The sequence below is a fragment of the Streptomyces sp. NPDC005263 genome (assembly GCF_042872365.1).
Taxonomy (GTDB): domain Bacteria; phylum Actinomycetota; class Actinomycetes; order Streptomycetales; family Streptomycetaceae; genus Streptomyces.
The window spans coordinates 181,772-206,278 of record NZ_JBIAKJ010000002.1 but is presented as its reverse complement, the minus strand read 5'-3'; the positions used below and the strand labels follow the sequence as shown (position 1 = coordinate 206,278).

Annotated in this window: 20 protein-coding genes; 13 read left to right on the top strand and 7 right to left on the bottom strand. The window is 70.8% G+C overall.

What is annotated here, in order from left to right:
* Positions 1-14: 14 nt before the first annotated feature.
* The 3 genes from ACFYRY_RS08325 to ACFYRY_RS08315 form a co-directional block, all read right to left on the bottom strand.
* Entirely contained in the window at positions 15-1,700 is a 1,686-nt protein-coding gene (locus ACFYRY_RS08325; protein WP_389141492.1) for a thiamine pyrophosphate-binding protein, read from the bottom strand.
* On the bottom strand, positions 1,697-2,680 hold the full coding sequence (gene speB, locus ACFYRY_RS08320) for an agmatinase (protein ID WP_389141490.1): 984 nt from the start codon (positions 2,678-2,680) through the stop codon (positions 1,697-1,699). Before speB ends, ACFYRY_RS08325 begins: the two co-directional genes overlap by 4 nt.
* 112 nt (positions 2,681-2,792) lie before the next feature.
* Entirely contained in the window at positions 2,793-4,253 is a 1,461-nt protein-coding gene (locus ACFYRY_RS08315) for a sodium:solute symporter (RefSeq protein ID WP_389141488.1), read from the bottom strand.
* A gap of 122 nt (positions 4,254-4,375) precedes the next feature.
* Here ACFYRY_RS08315 and ACFYRY_RS08310 point away from each other — a divergent pair, with 122 nt between their 5' ends.
* A complete protein-coding gene (locus ACFYRY_RS08310) occupies positions 4,376-5,866 on the top strand; it encodes a PucR family transcriptional regulator (protein ID WP_389141486.1) in 1,491 nt (496 codons plus the stop codon).
* Positions 5,867-5,937: 71 nt separating this feature from the next.
* Positions 5,938-6,726 (top strand): phosphatase, encoded by a 789-nt coding sequence (locus tag ACFYRY_RS08305; protein WP_389141484.1) that lies wholly within the window; start codon positions 5,938-5,940, stop codon positions 6,724-6,726.
* Here the strand turns inward: ACFYRY_RS08305 and ACFYRY_RS08300 are convergent.
* The 3 genes from ACFYRY_RS08300 to ACFYRY_RS08290 form a co-directional block, all read right to left on the bottom strand.
* Positions 6,723-7,610, bottom strand: a complete 888-nt coding sequence (locus tag ACFYRY_RS08300; protein ID WP_389141482.1) for an acyl-CoA thioesterase — start codon at positions 7,608-7,610, stop codon at positions 6,723-6,725. The two genes, ACFYRY_RS08305 and ACFYRY_RS08300, sit on opposite strands and share 4 nt — an antisense overlap.
* A 35-nt stretch (positions 7,611-7,645) precedes the next feature.
* The gene (locus ACFYRY_RS08295; RefSeq protein ID WP_389141480.1) at positions 7,646-8,803 is read right to left on the bottom strand and encodes an acyl-CoA dehydrogenase family protein; all 1,158 of its coding nucleotides are present in this window, start codon (positions 8,801-8,803) and stop codon (positions 7,646-7,648) included.
* 229 nt (positions 8,804-9,032) lie between these two features.
* Positions 9,033-9,623, bottom strand: coding sequence for a TetR/AcrR family transcriptional regulator (locus ACFYRY_RS08290; RefSeq protein WP_356771365.1), 591 nt, complete (start codon positions 9,621-9,623; stop codon positions 9,033-9,035).
* Positions 9,624-9,719: 96 nt separating this feature from the next.
* Here ACFYRY_RS08290 and ACFYRY_RS08285 point away from each other — a divergent pair, with 96 nt between their 5' ends.
* From ACFYRY_RS08285 to ACFYRY_RS08270, 4 genes are read left to right on the top strand one after another with little or no spacing between them, the layout of a single operon-like run.
* Positions 9,720-11,336, top strand: coding sequence for a carboxyl transferase domain-containing protein (locus ACFYRY_RS08285; protein ID WP_389141478.1), 1,617 nt, complete (start codon positions 9,720-9,722; stop codon positions 11,334-11,336).
* A 29-nt stretch (positions 11,337-11,365) separates the two neighbouring features.
* Positions 11,366-13,414, top strand: a complete 2,049-nt coding sequence (locus ACFYRY_RS08280; protein WP_389143648.1) for an acetyl/propionyl/methylcrotonyl-CoA carboxylase subunit alpha — start codon at positions 11,366-11,368, stop codon at positions 13,412-13,414.
* Positions 13,411-14,370 (top strand): hydroxymethylglutaryl-CoA lyase, encoded by a 960-nt coding sequence (locus ACFYRY_RS08275; protein WP_389141476.1) that lies wholly within the window; start codon positions 13,411-13,413, stop codon positions 14,368-14,370. Before ACFYRY_RS08280 ends, ACFYRY_RS08275 begins: the two co-directional genes overlap by 4 nt.
* Positions 14,371-14,375: 5 nt before the next feature.
* A complete protein-coding gene (locus tag ACFYRY_RS08270; protein ID WP_389141474.1) occupies positions 14,376-15,536 on the top strand; it encodes an acyl-CoA dehydrogenase family protein in 1,161 nt (386 codons plus the stop codon).
* 77 nt (positions 15,537-15,613) lie between these two features.
* On the opposite strand, the gene ACFYRY_RS08265 is transcribed toward ACFYRY_RS08270, so the two are convergent.
* Positions 15,614-15,835, bottom strand: coding sequence for a hypothetical protein (locus ACFYRY_RS08265; RefSeq protein ID WP_389141472.1), 222 nt, complete (start codon positions 15,833-15,835; stop codon positions 15,614-15,616).
* 468 nt (positions 15,836-16,303) lie between these two features.
* Between ACFYRY_RS08265 and ACFYRY_RS08260 the strand changes: the two genes are divergently transcribed.
* From ACFYRY_RS08260 to ACFYRY_RS08230, 7 genes are all read left to right on the top strand, one after another.
* Positions 16,304-17,350 carry an ABC transporter substrate-binding protein gene (locus ACFYRY_RS08260; RefSeq protein ID WP_389141470.1) on the top strand — a complete coding sequence of 349 codons (1,047 nt, stop codon included), beginning with the start codon at positions 16,304-16,306 and terminating at the stop codon, positions 17,348-17,350.
* Positions 17,351-17,483: 133 nt separating this feature from the next.
* Complete coding sequence (locus ACFYRY_RS08255; RefSeq protein WP_389141468.1) at positions 17,484-18,317, top strand: siderophore-interacting protein; 834 nt, start codon at positions 17,484-17,486, stop codon at positions 18,315-18,317.
* Between the two features lie 198 nt (positions 18,318-18,515).
* Complete coding sequence (gene desA, locus ACFYRY_RS08250) at positions 18,516-19,982, top strand: lysine decarboxylase DesA (RefSeq protein ID WP_389141466.1); 1,467 nt, start codon at positions 18,516-18,518, stop codon at positions 19,980-19,982.
* Positions 19,966-21,249 carry a lysine N(6)-hydroxylase/L-ornithine N(5)-oxygenase family protein gene (locus ACFYRY_RS08245; protein WP_389141464.1) on the top strand — a complete coding sequence of 428 codons (1,284 nt, stop codon included), beginning with the start codon at positions 19,966-19,968 and terminating at the stop codon, positions 21,247-21,249. The genes desA and ACFYRY_RS08245 overlap by 17 nt, the downstream gene beginning before the upstream one ends.
* 5 nt (positions 21,250-21,254) lie before the next feature.
* The gene (locus tag ACFYRY_RS08240; protein ID WP_389143645.1) at positions 21,255-21,803 is read left to right on the top strand and encodes a GNAT family N-acetyltransferase; all 549 of its coding nucleotides are present in this window, start codon (positions 21,255-21,257) and stop codon (positions 21,801-21,803) included.
* Positions 21,800-23,572 carry an IucA/IucC family protein gene (locus ACFYRY_RS08235; protein WP_389141462.1) on the top strand — a complete coding sequence of 591 codons (1,773 nt, stop codon included), beginning with the start codon at positions 21,800-21,802 and terminating at the stop codon, positions 23,570-23,572. Before ACFYRY_RS08240 ends, ACFYRY_RS08235 begins: the two co-directional genes overlap by 4 nt.
* A 39-nt stretch (positions 23,573-23,611) precedes the next feature.
* Positions 23,612-24,499 carry a DUF4429 domain-containing protein gene (locus ACFYRY_RS08230; protein WP_389141460.1) on the top strand — a complete coding sequence of 296 codons (888 nt, stop codon included), beginning with the start codon at positions 23,612-23,614 and terminating at the stop codon, positions 24,497-24,499.
* The last annotated feature ends 8 nt before the right edge of the window (positions 24,500-24,507 follow it).

Sequence of the window (24,507 nt, the reverse complement as noted above, 5' to 3'; positions counted from 1 at the left end):
CCCAGGATTACACCTCAGTCGAGATGTGTCGGTGCGAACATCCGCAGCACCGCCGGGAGTACGACCACCGCCGGGCCCGGTGACGCGAGCGCCTTCGACAGGTCGTCCGACAGGGCCGCCGGGGTCGTACGGACCCCCGGCACGCCGAAGGACTCCGCCAGGGCCACGTAGTCCGGGCGGGTCAGCTCGGTCGCTGTCGTCTCGCCGAAGGCGCCCGTCATGTACTCGCGGAGGATGCCGTAGCCGCCGTCGTCGACGATCAGCCAGGTGACGTTCAGGTCGTACTGGCGGGCCGTGGCCAGTTCGGCGATGGAGTACAGGGCGCCGCCGTCGCCGGAGACCGCGAGTACGGGGCGGGTGGGGTCGGCCGCCGCCGCGCCCAACGCCGCCGGGAAGGCGTAGCCGAGGCCGCCGGCGCCCTGGGCGGAGTGCATGTGGTTGGGGCCCTTGGCGTCGAAGGCCGACCAGGCCCAGTAGGACAGGATCGTCATGTCCCAGAAGGACGGTGCGGTGGCGGGGAGCGCCTTGCGGACCGACGCCAACACGTTCTGTTCCAGGGTGAGTTCCTGGGCGGCGATACGTTCCGAGACGCGGGACAGGACCGCGCTCACCCGCTCCGGGGCCGACTCGTCCGCCCGCTCCGACACCGTCTCCAGCAGCGCCTGCAACGCGAGTCGGGCGTCCGCGTGGATGCCCAGCGCCGGGTGGTTGGACTCCAGTTTGCCGAGGTCCGCCTCGATCTGGATGACCCGGCCGCGAGGCTTGAACGTGTGGTAGTTGGAGGAGAGTTCACCCAGGCCCGAGCCGACCACCAGGACGACGTCCGCGTCCTCCAGGAAGTCCGTGGTGTGCCGGTCCTCGATCCAGGACTGGAGGGACAGCGGATGCGTCCAGGGGAATGCGCCCTTGCCGCCGGGGGTGGTCACCACCGGGGCCTGGATCCTCTCCGCCAGCTGCCTCAGCTTGCCCGACGCGTCCGCCCGTACGACTCCCCCGCCCGCGATGATCGCCGGGCGCGCGGCGCGGGAGAGCAAGTCGGCCGCCACCGCCGTCAGTTCGGGGCGCGGGGGCAGTTCCTCGGGGAAGGCGTCGCCGCCCGTCACCACCGGGATCAGCGTCTGGGCCAGCAGGACGTCCTGCGGGATCTCCACCCAGACCGGGCCGTGCGGGGCGGTGAGCGCCGACTTCCACGCCTCGGCGATCGCGGACGGGATCTGCGACTGAGCGCGGACCGTGTGGACGGATTTCACCACGCCCCGGAACGAGGCCGACTGGTCCGGGAGTTCGTGCAGATAGCCGCGTCGGCCACCGCCCAGGCCCGCCGTCGGGATCTGGCTGCTGATCGCCAGCACCGGCGCCGAAGCCGCCGCCGCCTCCTGGAGTGCGGCGAGGGAGGTCAGGGCCCCCGGCCCGGTCGACAGCAGCAGGGGGGCCGCCTCGCCCGTGATCCGGCCGTACGCGTCCGCCGCGAAACCCGCGTTGTTCTCCACCCGAAGGCCTATGTACCGCAGGTCCGAGCGGCGCAGCGCGTCGAACATCCCCAGCGCGTGCTGGCCGGGCAGGCCGAAGACGGTGGTCGCGCCGAGCCCGGCCAGCGTCTCCACGACCAGGTCTCCGCCGTTGCGCCCCGGGGGCGGATTCAGCGCGGCTGATGTCTGGGCGGCCGTGGGACGCAGCACCAGATCGTGGTCGTGGGTCACTTCGCGGCCTTCTCCTGAGCCCTCGCCTCTGCGATCTGGCGAGTCATGATCGTGGTCAGTTCGTACGCCGTGTGGGATGCCGCCACCGACGTGATCTCCGCGTGATCGTACGCGGGGGCCACCTCGACGACGTCCGCCGAGACCAGGTGGCACCCGGCCAGGCCCCGCAGGATCTCCAGCAGCTCACGGGAGGTCATGCCGCCCGCCTCCGGGGTGCCGGTGCCGGGGGCGTGTGCCGGGTCGAGGCAGTCGATGTCGATGGAGATGTAGAGGGGGCGGTCGCCGATGCGCTGGCGGAGCTGGTCGGCGACCTCGTCGACACCGCGCCTCATCACGTCCGCCGACGTGACGATGCCGAAGCCCAGTTTGGCGTCGTCGTCCAGGTCCTGCTTGCCGTACAGCGGGCCGCGCGTGCCGACGTGGGAGAGGGCGGAGGTGTCGAGGATGCCCTCCTCGACCGCCCGCCGGAACGGCGTCCCGTGCGTGTACTCCGCGCCGAAGTACGTGTCCCAGGTGTCGAGGTGGGCGTCGAAGTGGAGCAGGGCGACGGGGCCGTGCTTCTTCGCGACCGACCGCAGCAGCGGCAGCGCGATGGTGTGGTCGCCGCCCAGGGTCATCAGGCGGGCGCCGGTACCGAGCAGGTCGTCCGCCGCCGCCTCGATCGTGTCGACGGCCTCGTTGATGTTGAAGGGGTTCGCGGCGATGTCGCCCGCGTCCGCCACCTGCGCCAGCGCGAAGGGGGAGGCGTCCTGCGCCGGGTTGTACGGCCGCAGCAGCCGGGACGCCTCACGGATCGCGTTGCCGCCGAAGCGGGCGCCCGGCCGGTAGGAGACGCCCGAGTCGAACGGCACCCCGACCACGGCGACATCGGCGTGGCCGACCTCGTCGAGGCGCGGCAGTCGCGCGAAGGTCGCGGGGCCGGCGTACCGCGGGATGCGGGAGGAGTCGACGGGACCGCGGGGCGTCTCGTTGCTGCTCATGGGGTACTGCCTTCTTTCCTGCGCTTCATCATGGGGCGCTTCTGCGTACTGCCGTGCTCTGGATGCTCTGCGGTGCGCTGATATGTACCGCTACGTACTTCTTGTTACGACCCTACTGGGGAGCCGGCACCGACTCGGTCACGGGTTCGGGTGACCGTCCCGCGAGGCGCTCACGCCAGGCGGTGAGGACGGTCGCGTCGGTCGCGGGGGTCGCCAGGGAGACGACGAGGTAGGCGGCCAGGGAGGACAACAGGCCGTAGTAGACGGGCTGGTTGGCGAGGATGCCGTAGGACGCCATCAGGCCGACGACCGCGAGACCGCCGACGATCACGGAGGCGAGGGCGCCCTGGGCCGTGCCGCGCTTCCACAGCAGCCCGCCGAGGATCGGCACGAGGAGGCCGCCGACCAGGAGGTTGTAGGCGACGGTGAGCGCCTCGACGACGTTGTTCAGCGCGATGGCGGTGCCGATCACCACCACGCCCATGACGAGGATGAAGACGCGGTTGCCCCTGACCTCGTCCCGCTCGCCCTCCGTCCCCCGCACGGTTCCCCGCAGTCGCGACCAGATGTCGTTGTTGGCGACGGTGGCGCAGGCGATCAGCGCGCCGGAGGACGTCGACATCACGGCGGCGAGCGCGGCCGCCAGCACCAACCCCCGTATCCCGACCGGGAGTTCGTCCTTCACGATGGTCGCGAAGGCGTCGTCCGCGTTGGCCAGGTTCGGGTAGAGGACCTTGGCCGCGGTGCCGATGACGGCGCCGGCCAGGGCGTACACGAGACAGTAGGTACCGGCGACCGTGCCGCCCCACCGCGCCGTGGTGTCACTGCGGGCGGTGAAGACGCGCTGCCAGATGTCCTGCCCGATGAGCATGCCGAAGGTGTAGATCAGCACATAGGTGAAGATCGTCTCGCCGCCGATGCCCAGCGGGTCGAAGTACTCGGTGGGGAGCTTCGCCCGCATCTCGCCGAAGCCGCCCGCCTTCACCACGGCGATGGGCAGAAGCAGCAGCAGGACGCCGACGGTCTTCACCACGAACTGCACCATGTCCGTCAGCGTGATCGACCACATGCCGCCGAGGGTGGAGTACGCGACGACGATCGAGCCCCCGAGGACGATCGCCAGGGTCCGGTTCATGTCGAGGAGGACGTCGAAGATCGTCGCGTACGCGATGGTCGACGTCACCGCCAGCATCAACGTGTACGCCCACATGACCACGCCGGAGATCACACCGGCCCGGCCGCCGTAGCGCAGGTCGAGCATCTCGGAGACGGTGTAGACCTTGAGGCGGGCGATGCGGGCGGAGAAGAACACCGACAGCGCGAGCAGGCCGAGACCGATGGTGAAGACCATCCAGGCACCGGACAGCCCGTACTGGTAGCCCAGCCCCACGCCGCCGATGGTGGACGCGCCGCCCAGGACGATCGCCGCCATGGTGCCGGAGTACATGGCGGGTCCCAGGCGACGCCCGGCCACCAGGAACTCGCTCTTGGACCTGGCGCGGCGCATGCCCCACCAGCCCATCGCCAGCATGCCGACCAGATAGACGACGATCACGGTGTAGTCGACGGCCATGGGGCTCTCCTTCGCGCACGCTCGGTGGCGGGTGACGAGGACTGACACTAGGTGGCCGGAAAGCGACTGCGAAGTGTACGTTTCATCCATTCGAGCCTCGCTGGACGGAGGAAACGTCCACCATGCCGGACCCCGCCGTTCCGCCCACGCCGCCCGTGCCCCTCACGGCACTGCTGGCCCGCGAGGACCTGGCCCTGCGCCAGATCGCGGGGCCGTCCGAGCCGGACATCGTCATCCACTGGGCGCACACCTCGGAGATGGCGGACCCGTATCCGTACCTGCTGGGCGGCGAGCTGCTGCTGACGGCCGGCGTGCACATTCCGGAGGCGGCGGGGCCCGACGGGGGTGCCTCCGGTCCAGCGACGTCGAGGCTGGAGGAGTACTTCGACGGCTACGTCTCCCGGATCGTCGCGGCGGGCGGCGCGGTCCTCGGCTTCGGGCTGGCGCCGGTGCACGACACGGTGCCGCGGGCGCTGGTCGCGGCCTGCGAGGCACACGGGCTGCCCCTGGTCGAGGTCCCGCCGCAGACCACCTTCTCGGGCGTGGCCCGCGCGGTCTGGCAGCTGATGGCGCAGGCCCGGCACACCGAACTGCGCCGCGTCACGGAGGCCCAGCAGAGCCTCGCCGCCGCGGCCTCCCGCCCCGACCCCGTCCCCTCGGTCCTGCGGCAGCTGGCCCGGCGGACCGGCGGCCGGGCGGTGCTGTACGGGCCGGACGGCACCCGGATCGCGGCGGCGGGCAGCGATCCCGGGGCCGCCGTGCGGGAGGCGCTGGCCGGGCTCGCGCGGATCGTCACGGGCCGCTCCTCCACGACCGCGACCGACACCGTCGCCGGCACCCATCTCGCCGCCTACGCCCTCGGCGCCGAGGAGGGTTTCGTGCTCGGGGTCGCGGCGCCGCGGCGCGAACCGGGCGACCACACCATCGCCTCCGTCGCCGCTGTGCTGCTCTCCCTCCTCACCGGCGAGCATCACAGCGGTACGGGGGCGGCACGCTCCTCGGCGCTGGTACGGCTGCTGCTGGGGTCCGCGCCCGAGGAGGTGGCTCCCCTGCTGGGCGAGGAGCGGTGGGTCGTCGTGCACGCGCGACCCCACGCGGAGGTTGTGGACGCGGTCGCCGCCGCCGCGCTCGGTGCGGCGCTCGGCTCCTCACTGGTCGACCTGGACCGGGACGTCGTACGGATCCTCGTGCCGGCCGGTCGGGACGTCGCCGCGCAACCCGGCTGGACGCTCGGTGTCAGCGCCGCCGTCACCCCGCGGGAGTGGGCCGACGCCGACGCCCAGGCGGGCCGTGCGCTGGCGCGGGCCCGAGCCACCCGCGTCCCACTGGCCCACCACGCGGCCCGCCCCACCCTCGCCGACCTGGTCCCCGGCGACGAGGCCGAGGCCTACGCCCGTACGCTGCTCGCGCCGATCACCGCCGTCCCGGCGCTCCCGGAGACGCTGCGGGCCTGGCTTTCCCTGCACGGCAGTTGGGACCGTACGGCGGTGGCGCTGGCCGTGCACCGCAACACCGTGCGGCAGCGGATCGCCCGGTGCGCGGCCCTGCTGGGCGCGGACCTGGACGACCCGGACGTACGGATGGAACTGTGGTTCGCGCTACGGCTGCTGTGAGCCCCGCGTGACCCGCGTCCCAGGCTGCGGGATACCAGGTGGCCCCCGGTCGTCTGCCTCACAATGGAGGCATGCCGATACCCGGGACACCCAGCCGCGCCGAGCTCGTCGACCACCTTGTGAGGACCCGTATCGCGGGCGAGGTCGCCACCCCGCGCGAGAACAACCTCTCCCACTACCGCCAGCTGGCGAACGGCGTTCGCAACTTCTGGCTCGGCCTGGAGCTCGGCGACCGGTGGACCGACGAGCAGGACGTGCTCGCGGTGATGGCGGAACGGGTCGGGGTGAACGACGACCCCGGGTACCGGTACGGGCAGGACACCATCGATCCCGGTCTGACGGTGGCCGGCCTGGAGCGTATGGCGGCCCGGCTGCGCAAGGCCGCCGACGGAGGGCAGCGGGTCCTGTTCGCCACCGGCCACCCGGGCGGACTGCTCGACGTGCACCGTGCCACCGCCGCCGCGCTGCGCGCCGCCGGCTGCGAGATCGTCGTCATCCCGGAGGGGCTGCGCACGGACGAGGGGTACGTCATGCAGTTCGCGGACGTGGCGGTGCTGGAGCACGGCGCCTCGCTGTGGCACACCCACTCCGGTGAGCCGATGCGGGCCATCCTCACCGGGCTGGAGCGCGAGGGCCGCCCGCTGCCCGACCTGGTCGTCGCCGACCACGGCTGGGCGGGCTACGCGGGCCAGCACGGCGTGGACTCCGTCGGGTACGCCGACTGCAACGACCCGGCGCTCTTCCTCGCCGAGGCGGAGGGCACCGTGCAGGTGACGGTGCCCCTCGACGACCACGTGATCAGCCCGCGTCACTACGACCCGATGACGGCGTACCTGCTGGCGGAGGCGGGACTGGCCTAGGGGGTTTCGGCTCGGCGTTCCCGAGGGGCGCGGACCACGCCCTCCTGGATCACGGAGATGGCGAGCCGGCCGTCCTGCGTGTAGATGCGGGCCTGGCCGAGACCCCGGCCGCCGTGCGCGGACGGCGACTCCTGGTCGTAGAGGAGCCATTCGTCGGCGCGGAACGGGCGGTGGAACCACATCGCGTGGTCCAGTGACGCGCCCACGACGTCTCCGACCGCCCATCCCCCGCGCCCGTGCGCGAGCAGGACCGAGTCGAGCAGGGTCATGTCGGAGACGTACGTGGCGAGGACGACGTGCAGCAGCGGGTCGTCGGCCAGCTTGCCGTTGGTGCGGAACCAGACCTGGGAGTGCGGCTCGCGCGGCTCGCCGAAGCGTCCGTACGGTGGCTCGTCGACGTAGCGCAGGTCGATCGCCTCGCGCGCCTCGAGGAACTTCTCGACGACCTCGGGAGCCATGTGGCCGTAGCCGCGCAGCCGTTCCTCGGAGGTGGGCAGCGTGACGGGGTCAGGGGCGTCCGGCTTGGCGGCCTGGTGCTCGAAGCCCTCCTCGTACCGCTGGAAGGAGGCGGACAGCGCGAAGATCGGCTGTCCGTGCTGCACGGCGAGGACGCGGCGCGCGGTGAAGGAACGGCCGTCGTTCATCCGCTCGACCGTGTAGACGATGGGCGCGCCGGGGTCTCCCGGACGCAGGAAATAGGCGTGCAGGGAGTGGGCGAGACGGTCCTCGGGGACCGTCCGTCCGGCGGCGACCAGCGCCTGGGCGGCGACCTGGCCGCCGAAGACCCGGGGGATCACGGCGTAGCGGGACTGGCCGCGGAAGATGTTCTCCTCGATCTGCTCGAGGTCGAGCAGATCGAGGAGATCTTGTAGTGCCTGACTCATGACGTCAGTTCTACCGGCAGGTAATTTCGCGGACCTTACAGACCCATGTCCTTCGCGATGATCGACTTCATGATCTCGCTGGTCCCGCCGTAGATACGGTTGACGCGGTTGTCCGCGTACAGACGGGCGATCGGGTACTCGTTCATGAAGCCGTAGCCACCGTGCAGCTGGAGGCAGCGGTCGATCACGCGGTGGGCGACCTCGGTGCAGAACAGCTTGGCGCTGGCGGCCTCGGCGGGGGTCAGCTCGCCGGCGTCCAGGGCCTCCAGGGAGCGGTCGGCGACGGCCTCGGCGGCGTCCACCTCGGCCTGGCAGGCGGCCAGTTCGAACTTGGTGTTCTGGAAGGAGGCGACGGGCTTGCCGAAGACCGTGCGGTCCTGCACGTACTCCTTGGCGAACCGGACGGCGGCCTTGGCCTGGGCGTAGGCACCGAAGGCGATGCCCCAGCGCTCGGAGGCCAGGTTGTGGCCCAGGTAGTAGAAGCCCTTGTTCTCCTCGCCGAGGAGGTCCTCGACGGGGACCTTGACGTCGACGAACGCCAGCTCGGCGGTGTCGGAGGTCTTCAGGCCGAGCTTGTCGAGCTTGCGGCCTATGGAGTAGCCCTCGGACTTGGTGTCCACGGCGAACAGGGAGATGCCGTGCCGGCGGTCCTCGGCGGTGGGCGCGGAGGTACGGGCGCAGACGATCACACGGTCGGCGTGCACGCCGCCGGTGATGAAGGTCTTGGAGCCGTTGAGGACGTAGTGCGTGCCGTCCTCGGAGAGCTTCGCGGTGGTCTTCATGCCCGCGAGGTCGGAGCCGGTGCCCGGCTCGGTCATCGCGAGGGCCCACATCTCCTCACCGGAGACGAACTTCGGCAGGAAGCGCTTCTTCTGCTCGTCGGTGGCGAGCATCTTGATGTACGGCAGGCCCAGCAGCACGTGCACGCCGGAGCCGCCGAACTGGACGCCCGCGCGGGCGGTCTCCTCGTACATCACGGCTTCGAACTTGTACGAGTCGATGCCGGCGCCGCCGAACTCCTCGTCCACGCGGATACCGAAGACACCGAGCTCGGCGAGCTTGTAGTAGAAGTCGCGCGGCGCCTGGCCCGCGGCGAACCACTCGTCGTAGACGGGGACGACCTCGGCCTCGATGAAGGCCCGGAGGGTCTCCCGGAACGCCTCGTGATCCTCGTTGAACACCGTACGGCGCACCGCCGCCACCCTTCTCTGCGCCTAAACCGGCGCCGCTCTCGCGTACCTGGTTGCTCGCCGTCGGGGTTCCTCGATTGATGGTTGCGGTTCCAAAAATCGATGATTGTGGTCCCTCGCAGCTAAGCGCTTGCTCACCTAACGGTACCGGTGAGTAGGGGTGGGTAGGAAGGTGCGTCCAGGTAATGCTCGTCACGTGCGGCCCGGTTCAGGACCGGCCGAAGATCGGGGACTACTCCGCCGCCGCGAACGCTCCTCGCGCCATCCGGTGCAGCAGCTCCGCGGTGGCGCCCCGGCCCGGCAGTGAGCCCGCTCGCCCCAGGTGCGGCGTCGAGTTCAGCAACCCGAACACCGAGTGCACGGCGGAGCGCGCCGCCGGCTCGTCCAGTCCCGGGTACACCTCCCGGACCACCCCGACCCACAGCTCCACGTACTGCCGCTGCAACTGCCGCACCAGTTTGCGGTCGCTGTCCCGGAGGCGGTCCAGCTCGCGGTCGTGGAGGGTGATCAGCGGCCGGTCGTCCAGGGCGAAGTCGATGTGACCCTCGATGAGGGAGTCGAGGACCGCCCCGGGGGCGACGCCGTCGGCCTCCTGAAGCCGCCGTTTCGCGCCCGTCAGCAGCCGGCCGCTGATCCCCACCAGCAGCTCGGCGAGCATCGCGTCCTTGCCCGTGAAGTGACGGTAGAGACCGGGACCGCTGATCCCGACCGCGGCGCCTATCTCGTCCACGCCCACGCCGTGGAAGCCACGTTCGGCGAACAGCCGCGCGGCCTGCTTGAGGATCTGCTCACGGCGGGTGGGGGCGTCGGTTCTGGTGGCCATGGAAGCAATTCTAGACAGCGAGGTTAGCGGTCGTTAACCTGAAGGCGTTGGTTAACGCTCATTAACAGTCCGGTCGCTGGGTGAGGGGATCGCAGGATGCACGAGGCAGCGGAGCTGACCAGCGCGGCAGACCCCGCGTCGGAGGCCTGGCGGGCCAACGAGGAAGCCCACCTCGGGCTCGTCGAGGAGCTGCGCGGCAAGCTCGCCACCGCCCGGCTGGGCGGCGGCGAGAAGGCGCGGGCCCGGCACACCGCGCGCGGGAAGCTGCTCCCCCGCGACCGGGTCGACACCCTCCTCGACCCGGGCTCGCCGTTCCTGGAGCTGGCGCCCCTCGCCGCCGACGGGATGTACGAGGGGCAGGCCCCGGCCGCCGGTGTCATCGCCGGGATCGGGCGGGTCAGCGGGCGCGAGTGCGTGATAGTCGCCAACGACGCCACCGTCAAGGGCGGCACGTACTACCCGATGACGGTGAAGAAGCACCTGCGGGCCCAGGAGGTGGCCCTGGAGAACCGCCTCCCCTGCGTCTACCTGGTCGACTCCGGCGGGGCCTTCCTGCCCATGCAGGACGAGGTCTTCCCGGACCGCGAGCACTTCGGGCGGATCTTCTACAACCAGGCCAGGATGTCGGGGGCGGGGATCCCGCAGATCGCGGCGGTGCTCGGTTCCTGCACGGCGGGCGGCGCGTACGTCCCGGCGATGAGCGACGAGGCCGTCATCGTCCGCAATCAGGGCACCATCTTCCTCGGCGGTCCCCCGCTGGTGAAGGCGGCCACCGGCGAGGTCGTCACCGCCGAGGAACTGGGCGGCGGCGAGGTCCACGCCCGGGTGTCCGGCGTCACCGACCACCTCGCGGAGGACGACGCGCACGCCCTGCGGATCGTGCGCAACATCGCCGCCACCCTCCCCGCGCGCGGCGCCCTCCCCTGGGAGGTCAGGCCCTCCGTCGAGCCGAAGGTGGACCCGTACGGGCTGTACGGCGCCGTGCCGGTCGACTCCCGCACCCCCTACGACGTACGCGAGATCATCGCGCGCGTGGTCGACGGCTCCCGATTCGCCGAGTTCAAGTCCGAGTTCGGGCAGACCCTGGTCACCGGCTTCGCCCGGATCCACGGCCACCCCGTCGGCATCGTCGCGAACAACGGCATCCTGTTCTCGGAGTCCGCGCAGAAGGGCGCCCACTTCATCGAACTGTGCGACCAGCGCGGCATCCCGCTGCTGTTCCTGCAGAACATCTCGGGCTTCATGGTCGGCAAGGACTACGAGGCCGGCGGCATCGCCAAGCACGGCGCCAAGATGGTCACCGCCGTCGCGTGCACCCGCGTCCCCAAGCTGACCGTCGTCGTCGGCGGCTCGTACGGCGCCGGCAACTACTCCATGTGCGGTCGGGCCTACTCCCCGCGCTTCCTGTGGATGTGGCCCAACGCCAAGATCTCGGTCATGGGCGGCGAGCAGGCCGCCTCCGTCCTCGCCACCGTCAAACGGGACCAGTCCGAGGCCCGCGGCCAGACCTGGCCCGCCGAGGACGAAGAGGCCTTCAAGGCGCCGATCCGCGCGCAGTACGAGCGCCAGGGGAACGCCTACTACGCCACCGCCCGGCTGTGGGACGACGGGGTCGTGGACCCGCTCGACACCCGGCAGGTGCTGGGTCTCGCCCTGACCGCCTGTGCCAACGCGCCACTGGGCGACCCCCAGTTCGGCGTCTTCCGGATGTGAGGGACTTGCCGACGATGTACCGCCAGACGATGTTCGACACGGTCCTCGTGGCCAACCGCGGCGAGATCGCCGTCCGCGTGATCCGCACCCTGCGGTCGCTGGGTGTCCGCTCGGTGGCCGTCTTCTCCGACGCGGACGCCGACGCACGGCACGTCCGGGAGGCCGACACGGCCGTCCGGCTCGGTCCGGCGCCCGCCGCCGAGAGCTATCTGTCCGTCGAGCGGCTCCTGGCGGCGGCCGAGCGCACCGGCGCCCAGGCCGTCCACCCCGGATACGGCTTCCTGGCGGAGAACGCCGGGTTCGCGCGCGCCTGCGCCGACGCCGGGCTGGTGTTCATCGGGCCGCCGGCCGAGGCGATCGCCCTCATGGGCGACAAGATCCGCGCCAAGGAGACGGTGCGGGCGGCCGGAGTGCCGGTGGTGCCCGGGTCGAGCGGCAGCGGGCTGACGGACGCCGAACTCGCCGACGCCGCCCGGGAGGTCGGCGTGCCGGTCCTGCTGAAGCCCTCCGCCGGTGGGGGCGGCAAGGGCATGCGGCTGGTGCGCGACCCCGCACTCCTGGCCGACGAGATCGCCGCCGCCCGCCGCGAGGCCCGCGCCTCCTTCGGGGACGACACGCTGCTCGTGGAACGGTGGGTGGACCGGCCCCGGCACATCGAGATCCAGGTCCTGGCCGACGGCCACGGCCAGGTGATCCACCTGGGCGAGCGCGAGTGCTCCCTCCAGCGCCGCCACCAGAAGCTCATCGAGGAGGCGCCGTCCGTCCTCCTGGACGAACAGACCCGGGCCGCGATGGGCGAGGCGGCGGTCCAGGCGGCACGTTCGTGCGGGTACGCGGGCGCGGGCACGGTCGAGTTCATCGTCCCCGGCGGCGACCCGACGTCGTACTACTTCATGGAGATGAACACCCGCCTCCAGGTGGAACACCCGGTCACGGAACTGGTCACCGGCCTCGACCTGGTGGAGTGGCAGCTGCGGGTCGCGGCGGGCGAGCGGCTGCCGTACCGGCAGGAGGACATCAGCCTCACCGGGCACGCGATCGAGGCCCGCCTCTGCGCCGAGACGGTGTCCGTCAAGGAGGGCGCGCGCGGCTTCCTCCCCTCCGGCGGCACGGTGCTCCAGCTCCACGAACCCCAGGGCGACGGCGTACGCACCGACTCCGGCCTCAGCGAGGGCACCGAGGTCGGCAGCCTGTACGACCCGATGCTGTCCAAGGTGATCGCATACGGGCCGGACCGGGCGACCGCGCTCAGGAAGCTCCGGGCGGCCCTCGCGGGGACGGTCACGCTGGGCGTGCCGACGAACGCCGGGTTCCTGCGGCGGCTGCTGGCGCATCCGGCGGTCGTGGCGGGAGAGCTGGACACGGGGCTGGTGGAGCGGGAGGTGGACGGGCTCGTACCGGCCGACGTGCCCCCGGAGGTCTACACGGCGGCGGCCGTGCTGCGTCAGGCCGCCCTCGCCCCCGCGCCGGGCTCGGGATCCGGCTCCGGGTCCGGCTGGGTCGACCCGTTCTCCGTGCCGGACGGCTGGCGTCTGGGCGGTACCCGGGCGTGGACGGAGCACCACCTGCGGATCGCGGGCCACGACCCGGTCACCGTCCGGGTCCGCACCGCGCCGGACGGCGGCGTCGAGGTACTCCCCGACGGTGCCGAGACCCCCCTGCGGGCGGCCGCGAGCAGGCCCCCGGGCGCCGGACCGGAAACCCCGTTCGTCCTCCGCCTCGACGGCACCGTCCACACCTTCGCCGCCCTGCCGGACGGCACCTGGCTGGGCCGCGACGGCGACTCCTGGCAGGTGCGCGACCACGACCCGGTCGCCGCGTCCCTCAACCGCGGGGCCCACGAGGGCGCCGACTCACTCACCGCGCCCATGCCCGGCACGGTCACCGTCGTGAAGGTCGCCGTCGGCGACGAGGTGACCGCGGGTCAGAGCCTGCTGGTCGTCGAGGCGATGAAGATGGAGCACGTCATCTCCGCCCCGCACGCCGGCACGGTCGCCGAACTGGACGTCGTACCAGGCACGACGGTCGCCATGGACCAGGTGCTCGCCGTGATCGCGCCGCACGAGGAGGCGGAATGACCACCCAGCAGCTCCCCATGTCGGTACCGGCACCGAACCTGCCCGCGCGGGTACGCATCCACGAGGTCGGCGCCCGCGACGGACTGCAGAACGAGAAGGCGACCGTCCCCACGGAGGTCAAGGCGGAGTTCATCCGCCGACTGGCCGACGCGGGACTGACCACGATCGAGGCCACCAGCTTCGTACACCCCAAGTGGGTGCCCCAACTGGCCGACGCGGAGCAGCTGTTCCCGCTGGTCAGTGAGTTGCCCGTGGCTCTTCCGGTGCTCGTGCCGAACGACCGTGGCCTGGAGCGGGCGCTCGCCCTCGGCGCCACCCGGGTGGCCGTCTTCGCCAGCGCGACGGAGTCCTTCGCCAAGGCCAACCTCAACCGGACGCTCGACGAGTCGCTGGCCGTGTTCGAGCCGGTCGTGGCCCGCGCCAAGGACGAGGGCGCCCATGTGCGCGGCTATGTCTCCATGTGCTTCGGCGACCCCTGGGAGGGGCCGGTCCCCGTCCACCAGGTGGTCCGCGTGTGCACGGCACTGCGGGACATGGGCTGCGACGAGCTGAGCCTCGGCGACACGATCGGGGTCGCCACCCCCGGTCATGTCCTCGAGCTCCTCTCCGCGCTCAACGAGCAGGGCGTGCCGACCGACGTCATCGGCGTGCACTTCCACGACACCTACGGCCAGGCGCTGGCCAACACCTATGCGGCCCTGCAGCACGGGGTCAGCACGGTCGACGCGTCCGCCGGAGGTCTCGGCGGCTGCCCGTTCGCCAAGTCCGCCACCGGCAACCTCGCCACCGAAGACCTCGTGTGGATGCTGCGGGGGCTCGGCATCGACACCGGAGTCGACCTCGACCGTCTCATCGCCACAAGCCTGTGGATGGCCGACCGACTGGGCCGACCCAGCCCGTCCCGCACCGTCCGAGCCCTGTCCCACGAGGGCCCCGAAAGCCGCAAGGAGCAGTGACCGTCATGGACCACCGTCTCTCCCCCGAACTGGAAGAACTCCGCCGTACGGTCGAGGAGTTCGCGCACGACGTGGTGGCGCCGAAGATCGGCGACTTCTACGAGCGGCACGAGTTCCCGTACGAGATCGTGCGCGAGATGGGCCGCATGGGGCTGTTCGGGCTGCCGTTCCCGGAGGAGTACGGCGGCATGGGCGGCGACTACCTGGCTCTGGGTATCGCGCTGGAGGAGCTGGCGCGGGTGGACTCGTCGGTGGCGATCACCCTGGAGGCGGGCGTCTCGCTGGGCGCGATGCCGGTCCATCTCTTCGGCACCGAGGCCCAGAAGCGGGAGTGGTTGCCGCGTCTGTGCTCCGGCGAGACGCTGGGCGCCTTCGGCCTGACCGAGCCGGACGGCGGTTCGGACGCGGGCGCGACACGGACGAGCGCCCGGCTGGACGCGGAGACCGACGAATGGGTGATCAACGGCACCAAGTGCTTCATCACCAACTCGGGCACGGACATCACGGGCCTGGTCACGGTCACGGCGGTGACCGGCCGCAAGCCGGACGGCAGCCCGCGGATCTCCGCGATCATCGTGCCGTCGGGCACCCCCGGCTTCACGGTCGCCGCGCCCTACTCGAAGGTCGGCTGGAACGCCTCGGACACCCGCGAGTTGTCCTTCTCCGACGTGCGGGTCCCCGCGGCGAACCTGCTCGGCGAGGAGGGCCGCGGCTACGCCCAGTTCCTGCGCATCCTGGACGAGGGCCGGATCGCCATCGCGGCACTCGCCACCGGCCTGGCCCAGGGCTGTGTGGACGAGTCACTGAAGTACGCGCGGGAACGGGAGGCCTTCGGCCGGCAGATCGGCGCCAACCAGGCCATCCAGTTCAAGCTCGCCGACATGGAGATGCGGGCCCACACCGCCCGACTCGCCTGGCGCGACGCGGCCTCCCGCCTGGTGAGCGGCGACCCCTTCAAGAAGGAGGCCGCCCTCGCCAAGCTGTACTCCTCGACCATCGCCGTGGACAACGCCCGCGACGCCACCCAGATCCACGGCGGCTACGGCTTCATGAACGAGTACCCGGTCGCCCGCATGTGGCGCGACTCCAAGATCCTGGAGATCGGCGAGGGCACGAGCGAGGTCCAGCGGATGCTGATCGCAAGGGAGTTGGGGCTGGCGGGCTGATTCCGGTCGTCGGCCCGTGCCCGCAGCGGGCCGGCACCTGTCGGGAGTCAACCGCCGAGCCCGGTCGCCGCGCGGCCCTACCGTCCCAACCGCCGCCGTAGGCGCCGGACCCGGCGGTCGTCGGCGACCGCGTCCCGGAGCCGACGCCCGGCGCCGGCCTGGTACGCCGGGCCTTCCAGCCGCAGCAGGGAACCGTCACGGACGACGGCGTACGCGACCGGGGTGTCCGCCTTCGGGAAAGTGACCTGGAGTTCGCCGGCGGGGTTGCGATTTTTCAGCCACAGCCTGTCGGGTGGCATACCCACGCCGCTGGTGGGACTCGGGCAGGACAGCACCGGGAATGGCAGCTCATATCCCCGGTCCCTGCGGAGGCAGACGGCGGACGCGGGCTGAACGCGCCAGGGCCAGGACCGGCCGCCTGATCCTCACTACGCGCCGATCGCCCTGGCCAGCACCCCCGCCGGTACCAGCACCACCGGTACCGCCCGCCCACCCCCAGCACCACCCTCTGGAAGCAGGGCGGAGGGGGCGAAACGGCAGGCGCTCTACGGGAGTTCATCGGCGGCACCCAACAGGAGCCGCCCAACGAACCCTGCCGGTCATGACTCGGGTCACGTCCCGTCCGGGCATCGCTCCCCGTGATTCGGGAACCGGGGGCCGGGCGCCCCCTGGACAAAATAGAAGGTTAGGCTAACCTAAGCCTCATTCCGCCACTCATCGTTGGCGCGTACCCAGTCGGCCCCATACGCACGAAAGCAGACCCACCCATGCCGAACGCCAGCACCGCCAACTTCTCCCGCCGTGGCCTGCTCGCCACCGGTGGCGCGCTCGGGCTCGGCGCCTTCCTGGCCGCCTGTGGTGACGGCGACTCGGAGAGCGGCGGCTCGGGCTCGACGACGCCCGCCAAGGCCTCCGGTCCCTGGTCCTTCAAGGACGACCGGGGTACCACCGTGAAGCTGGACGAGGTCCCGGCGAAGATAGTCGCCTTCACCGGCGTCGCCGCCGCCCTCTTCGACTACGGCATCGAGGTCAAGGGCGTGTTCGGCCCGACCACGACGAAGAACGGCAAGGCCGATGTCCAGGCCGGCGACATGGACGTCAGCAAGTTGACGGTCTTCGGGAACGTGTGGGACCAGTTCAACATCGAGAAGTACGCGGCCTTCGCGCCGCAGGTCCTGATCACCACCACCTTCGACGCCGCAGGCACCCTCTGGTACGTGCCCGAGAAGTCGAAGGACAAGATCGCCAAGCTGGCCCCGAGCGTCGCCGTCTCCGTGTACGACCGTCAGCTGACCAAGCCGCTCGGGCGCATGTGGGAGCTGGCCGAGTCGCTCGGCGCGGACATGACGGCCGCCAAGGTCACCGACGCCAAGAAGCGTTTCGAGGCCGCCTCGGCACGGCTGCGCAAGGCCGCCAAGGCCCGGCCCGAGATCAAGGTGCTGGCGGGTTCCGCCGCGGACACCTCGTTCTATGTCTCCGGCACCAACCTCTCCATCGACCTGGAGTACTTCAAGGCCCTCGGCGTGAACTTCGTCGAGCCCCCGGAGTCCGCCAAGAAGGCGACCGGCGGCTGGTACGAGACGCTGAGCTGGGAGAACGTCGACAAGTACCCCGCCGACATCATCATGATGGACGACCGCACCGCGACCATCCAGCCGGCCGACATCACCGAGGCCACCTGGAAGAAGCTGCCCGCGGTCAAGGCCGGCCAGGTCATCGCGCGCTCCCCCGAGCCGATCCTTTCGTACGACAAGTGTGTGCCGATGGTCGAGAACCTCGCGAAGGCCATCGAGGACGCGAAGAAGGTCAGTTGATCAGCGGTGGTTGAGCTTCGCGGGGCGACTGTCGACCGGTTGAGGCTGGTCGCGCCCCGCGGCGAACCCGCAAGTCGACCCCGCTCCACGCCCCTAGGTACGTACACCTGACGTCGATTCAGGAGTTGCCCCCATGACCACCGCCGTAGCCGCCCCGTTCCGTTTCTTCTCCCTCCAGGTCGTACGGACGAGGCGGCTCGGTCCGTCTCTGGTCCGGGTGACCTTCGGCGGGGAGGATCTGCACGCCTTCTCCTCGGACGGGCGGGACCAGTCCCTGTCGCTGTTCCTCCCGCACCCGGGGCAGGCCGAGCCCGCGGTCCCGGTCGAACTCGGCGACGGCTGGTGGCAGGGCTGGCGTGAACTCCCGGACGACGTACGGGCCGTGATGCGCTCGTACACGCTGCGGGCGCTGCGACGTGCTCCCGACGAGATCGACATCGACTTCGTGCTGCACACCCCGGCCGGCCCGGCCTCCGCGTGGGCGGCGCGGGCCGCCGCCGGGGACCGGATCCTGCTGCTGGGTCCGGCGATCGCGGACAACCGGGCGATCCGTTTCCGGCCGCCCGTGGACACCGACCTGGTGGTCGTCTGGGGCGACGAGAGCGCCGTCCCGGCCGTCTGCGCCATCGTCGAGTCGCTGCCGGCCGGCACCCGCGCCCGGGTCTGGCTGGAGGTGCCGCACGCCGCCGATGTGCAGGACCTGGTGACCGAGGCGGACGCGGAGATCACCTGGCTGGTGCGGAACGAGGCAGGCGCCGAGGGGTCCCCCATGGCCCTCGACGCGCTGCGTGACGCCCGGCTTCCGCTCGCCGAGCGCCCGTATGTCTGGATCGCGGGCGAGTCGGGGTGCGTGAAGGAGCTGCGCCGGCACTTCGTGCGCGAGCGGGGGGTCGACCGGCGCAGGGTGACCTTCGTCGGCTACTGGCGCCGGGGACTGACGGAGGAGCAGCTGCGCGAGCGGGAGTGAGCGGGAGTGGTCCGTCCCGCGACCGCCCCCCACTCCGGGCCGGGCCCGCCCCCGACGCCGCCCCGGGCCCGAAGTGACGGCGGTCACCGCAGGGCTGGCGTTTCCCTCGCGCAACTTTGGTTAGGCTAACCTAAGTTGAAGCCGAGGCCCCGCCCTGCTCCCCCGCCCCCACGGACCGTCCCCACCGGAGGACCCGCAATGCGCTCGCACCTGCTCAACGACACGACCGCGGAGCACTACCGTCGCTCCGCGACCGAAGGAATCGAGCGGGTGGCGGCCAAACTCGCCACCACCTCCCGTCCGTTCACCGGCGTCACGGTCGACGCCCTCTCCTCCCGCATCGACGAGATCGACCTCGACCGGCCGCTGCACGACACCACCGCGGTGCTCGACGAACTGGAGGACGTCTACCTCAAGGACGCGGTCTACTTCCACCACCCCCGCTACCTCGCGCACCTCAACTGCCCGGTCGTCATCCCGGCCGTGCTCGGCGAGGCGATCCTCTCCGCCGTCAACTCCTCCCTGGACACCTGGGACCAGTCGGCCGGTGGCACCCTCATCGAGCGCAAGCTCATCGACTGGACCACCGGACGCATCGGGCTCGGACCGAACGCCGACGGCGTGTTCACCTCCGGCGGCACCCAGTCCAACCTCCAGGCGCTGCTGCTCGCCCGCGAGGAGGCCAAGCCCGGACGGGACGGGCGGGAAGCCGCGGACTCCTTCTCGAAACTGCGGGTCTTCGCCTCCGAGGTCAGCCACTTCAGCGTGAAGAAGTCCGCGAAACTGCTCGGCCTGAGCCAGGACGCCGTCGTGTCGATCCCGGTCGGCGACGACAAGCGCATGCAGACCGTCGCGCTCGCCCACGAGCTGGAGCGCTGCGTACAGGACGGCCTCGTCCCGATGGCCGTCGTCGCCACCGCCGGCACCACCGACTTCGGCTCCATCGACCCGCTGCCGGAGATCGCCGAGCTGTGCGACCAGTACGGCGTGTGGATGCACGTCGACGCCGCCTACGGCTGCGGACTGCTCGCCTCCGTGCGGCACCGGGACCGTATCGACGGCATCGAGCACGCCGACTCGGTCACCGTCGACTACCACAAGTCCTTCTTCCAGCCGGTGAGTTCGTCGGCGATCCTGGTCCGGGACGCGAGCACCCTGCGGCACGCCACCTATCACGCGGAGTACCTCAACCCGCAGCGCATGGTCCGCGAACGCATCCCCAACCAGGTGGACAAGTCCCTCCAGACCACCCGTCGCTTCGACGCGCTCAAGCTGTGGATGACCCTGCGTGTGATGGGCGCCGACGGCATCGGGCAGCTCTTCGACGAGGTCTGCGACCTGGCGGTGGAGGGCTGGAAACTGCTGGCCGCCGATCCGCGCTTCGACGTCGTGGTCGAGCCGACCCTCTCCACCCTCGTCTTCCGCTACATCCCGGCCGCCGTCACCGACCCGTCCGAGATCGACCGCGCCAACCTGTACGCCCGCAAGGCCCTGTTCGCCTCCGGTGACGCGGTGGTCGCGGGCACCAAGGTGGGCGGCCGCCACTACCTGAAGTTCACCCTGCTCAACCCCGAGACGACGGTCGACGACATGGCCGCCGTACTCGACCTGATCGCCGGCCACGCCGAGCAGTACCTGGGAGAGTCCCTTGACCGCGCGTCCTGACAACCCGACCAGAACCCATGACGTCGTGGGGATCGGGCTCGGCCCGTTCAATCTCGGCCTGGCCTGCCTGACCGAGCCCATCGACGAACTCGACGGTGTCTTCCTCGAGTCGAAGCCCGGTTTCGAGTGGCACTCCGGCATGTTCCTGGAGGGCGCCCACCTCCAGACCCCGTTCATGTCGGACCTGGTCACCCTCGCCGATCCGACCTCGCCGTACTCCTTCCTCAACTACCTGAAGGAGAAGGGCCGGCTGTACGCGTTCTACATCCGGGAGAACTTCTACCCGCTGCGGGTCGAATACGACGACTACTGCCGCTGGGCCGCGAACAAACTGAGCAACGTCCGCTTCGGCACGACGGTCACCGAGGTGACGTACGACGAGGGCGCCGAGCTGTACGACGTGCGGACCACGGCCGGTGAGGTGTTCCGCGCCCGCCACCTGGTCCTCGGCACCGGCACCCCGCCGCACATACCGGAGGCCTGTCAGGGCCTGGGCGGCGACTTCGTCCACAACTCCCGCTATCTGGACCACCGGGCGGAGCTGAAGCGCAAGGAGTCGATCACGCTGGTGGGCTCCGGTCAGTCCGCCGCCGAGATCTACTACGACCTCCTCAGCGAGATCGACGTCCACGGCTACCGGCTGAACTGGGTCACCCGTTCCCCGCGCTTCTTCCCGCTGGAGTACACGAAACTCACGCTGGAGATGACCTCCCCGGAGTACGTCGACTACTTCCACGCGCTGCCGGAACAGACCCGCTACCGCCTCACGAGCGAGCAGAAGGGCCTGTTCAAGGGCATCGACGGTGACCTCATCAACGAGATCTTCGACCTGCTCTACCAGAAGAACCTCGGCGGTCCGGTGCCCACCCGTCTGCTCACCCACTCCTCGCTGCACGGCGCCCGCTACGAGAACGGCACGTACACCCTCTCCCTGCGCCACGAGGAGCAGGACAAGGACTACGAACTCAGCTCCCAGGGCCTGGTCCTGGCCACCGGCTACCAGTACACCGAGCCCGAGTTCCTGCGGCCCGTCCGCGACCGGCTGCGCTACGACACCCACGGCAACCACGACATCGCCCGCAACTACGCGATCGACGTCACCGGCCGGGGCGTGTTCCTGCAGAACGCCGGTGTCCACACGCACAGCATCACCAGCCCCGACCTGGGCATGGGCGCGTACCGCAACAGCTACATCATCCGTGAGCTGCTCGGCCGCGAGTACTACCCGGTCGAGAAGTCCATCGCGTTCCAGGAGTTCGCCGTATGAGCCGTATGACCTTCGCCTTCCGCCCCCTCGACCCCCTGAAGGACGCCGAGCTCCTGCATTCCTGGCTCACCCACCCCAAGGCGGCCTACTGGATGATGCAGGACGCGACACTGGTGGACATCGAGCGGGCCTACATGGAGATCGCGGCCGACGAGCACCAGCACGCGCTGCTCGGGCTGCGGGACGGCGAACCGGCCTTCCTGATGGAGTACTACGACCCCCGCCACCGCGAACTGGTCGGCCTGTACGAGCCGTTGCCCGGTGACGTGGGGATGCACTTCCTGACGCCGGCCACCGACCGGCCGGTGCACGGGTTCACCCGGTCGGTCATCACCGCCGTGATGGCCCGCCTCTTCGAGGACCCGGCGACCCGCCGGGTCGTCGTCGAGCCGGACGTGACCAACAAGGCCGTCCACGCCCTGAACGAAGCCGTCGGATTCGTGCCCGCGCACGAGATCCAGAAGCCGGAGAAGAAGGCGTTGCTGAGCTTCTGCACCCGAGAGCGGTTCTTCGAGAAGAAGCCCGGTCTCATGGCGACGGGGGTGACCGCATGACCCTCGCCGACGCCGTGGCCCACCTCTCCCCCGAGCGCTGGGAGCAGGCCAACCGCCTCCTCGTCCGCAAGGCCCTCGCCGAGTTCGCCCACGAGCGGCTCATCACGCCCGAGGCGACCGCCGACGGCGGCTTCGAGGTCCGCAGCGACGACGGCCTGACCCGCTACCGCTTCACCGCCGCCCGGCACGCCCTCGACCACTGGCAGGTGGACGCCCGCTCCCTCACCCGCACCCGCGACGGCGCCGAACTCCCCCTCGCCGCACTGGACTTCTTCATCGAGCTGAGGCAGGCGCTGGGCCTGAGCGACGAGATCCTCCCGGTCTACCTGGAGGAGATCTCCTCCACCCTCTCCAGCACCTGCTTCAAGCTCAGCAAGCCGCAGACCCCGGTCGCCGAGCTGGTGAACGGCGGCTTCCAGGAGATCGAGACGGGGATGACCGAGGGCCACCCCTGCTTCGTCGCCAACAACGGGCGCCTCGGTTTCGGGATCCACGAGTACCTGTCGTACGCGCCCGAGACCGCGAGCCCGGTCCGCCTGGTGTGGCTGGCCGCGCACCGCTCCCGGGCGGCGTTCACGGCGGGGGTCGGGATCGAGTACGAGTCCTTCATACGGGGCGAGCTGGGCGAGGAGACCGTCCAGCGGTTCGACTCCGTCCTGCGCGACCGCGGCCTCGACCCGGCCGACTACCTCCTCATCCCGGTCCACCCCTGGCAGTGGTGGAACAAGCTCACCGTCACCTTCGCCGCCGAGGTCGCCCGCGGCCACCTCGTGTGCCTGGGCGAGGGCGACGACGAGTACCTGGCCCAGCAGTCCATCCGGACCTTCTTCAACAGCTCCCACCCCGAGAAGCACTACGTGAAGACGGCCCTGTCCGTCCTCAACATGGGCTTCATGCGCGGGCTGTCGGCCGCCTACATGGAGGCGACCCCGGCGATCAACGACTGGCTGGCCCACCTCATCGACAGCGACCCGGTGTTGAAGGACACCGGCCTGACGGTGATCCGGGAGCGGGCGGCCGTGGGCTACCGGCACCTGGAGTACGAGGCGGCCACCGACCGCTACTCGCCGTACCGCAAGATGCTCGCCGCGCTGTGGCGGGAGAGCCCGGTCGCCTCCCTCCAGGACGGCGAGTCCCTGGCCACCATGGCCTCCCTGCTCCATGTGGACCACGAGGGCGCGTCCTTCGCGGGCGCCCTGATCGAGCGGTCCGGACTGACGCCGGCCCAGTGGCTGCGCCGCTATCTGCGGGCCTACTACACCCCGCTGCTGCACAGCTTCTACGCCTACGACCTGGTCTACATGCCGCACGGCGAGAACGTCATCCTGGTCCTGAAGGACGGTGCCGTCCAGCGCGCGATCTACAAGGACATCGCCGAGGAGATCGCGGTCATGGACCCGGACGCGGTACTGCCGCCGACGGTCGAGCGCGTGCGCGTCGACGTCCCCGACGACAAGAAGCTCCTGTCGATCTTCACGGACGTCTTCGACTGCTTCTTCCGCTTCCTCGCGGCGAACCTCGCCACCGAGGGGATCCTGGAGGAGGAGGACTTCTGGCGGACGGTCGCCGAGGTGACCCGCGACTACCAGCGCTCGGTGCCCGAGCTCGCCGACAAGTTCGAGCGGTACGACATGTTCGCCCCCGAGTTCGCGCTGTCCTGCCTCAACCGGCTCCAGCTGCGCGACAACAAGCAGATGGTGGACCTGGCGGACCCCTCGGGCGCGCTCCAGCTGGTCGGCGACCTGGAGAACCCCCTCGCGGGGCTGTGACCGGGGCCCACGCCCGAGCGCGGTGGAAGAATTCCCCCCATGGCGGAAATCATCCAGAAGGACGGTACGTGGGTCTTCGACGGCGACGCCCTGCGGCTGACTCCGGGAACTGACAAGAACGTCAGTCTCCTCCGCAGGACGCTGGGTGAACTCGTCGTCCCGTTGCCGGCGTTGGCGGGTGTGTCGTTCGAACAGGGGAAGCGGACCGGCCGGTTGCGGCTGCGGCTGCGGGACGGCTCCGATCCGCTGCTGCTCGCGACCGGCGGCCGGCTCGGCGAACCGCACGACCCGTACCAGCTGACCGTGGAGTCCGACCGCTACGGCGTCGCCGAGTACCTCGTGGACGAGGTGCGGGCTGCGCTGCTGCTGGAGCAGGTGCCCGCGGACCCGGTGGACAGGTACCTGCTGCCGGGTCCGGCCGTCCCGATCTCGGTGTCCGCCGGGGACGGCACGGCGAGCTTCGACGGCGAGCAGGTCCGTCTGGAGTGGAACTGGAAGACGGAGGACGCCAAGGCCGCGGGCGGCCCCCGGGTCCTCGCCCTCACCGACCTGGAGGCCGTGGAGTGGCATCCGGCGGCCGGCCTGGAGAACGGCTGTCTCCGCTTCACCGTGCGGAACTCCCCCGGCAAGGTCCCGCCGAAGTACGACCCGAACGCCGTGGAGCTGTGGAACTTCCGCAAGGACCCGCTGATGGCCCTGGTCGCGGCGGCCGTCCAGGCCCGGCTGCCGCATCCGGCGACCCGGGGGGAGGACGGCGGGCCGCCGCGGCCCGGGGCGCGGGCGCTCGCCGTGCCCGGGCCCGCCACCGAACACGACCATGACACGGTGCTGCGGCGGCTGCGCGAGCTCGGTGAGCTGCACCGCGCGGGCGTGCTGACGGACGAGGAGTTCGGGACGGCGAAGCAGGCGATCCTCAAGCGGATGTAGTTCTCCGC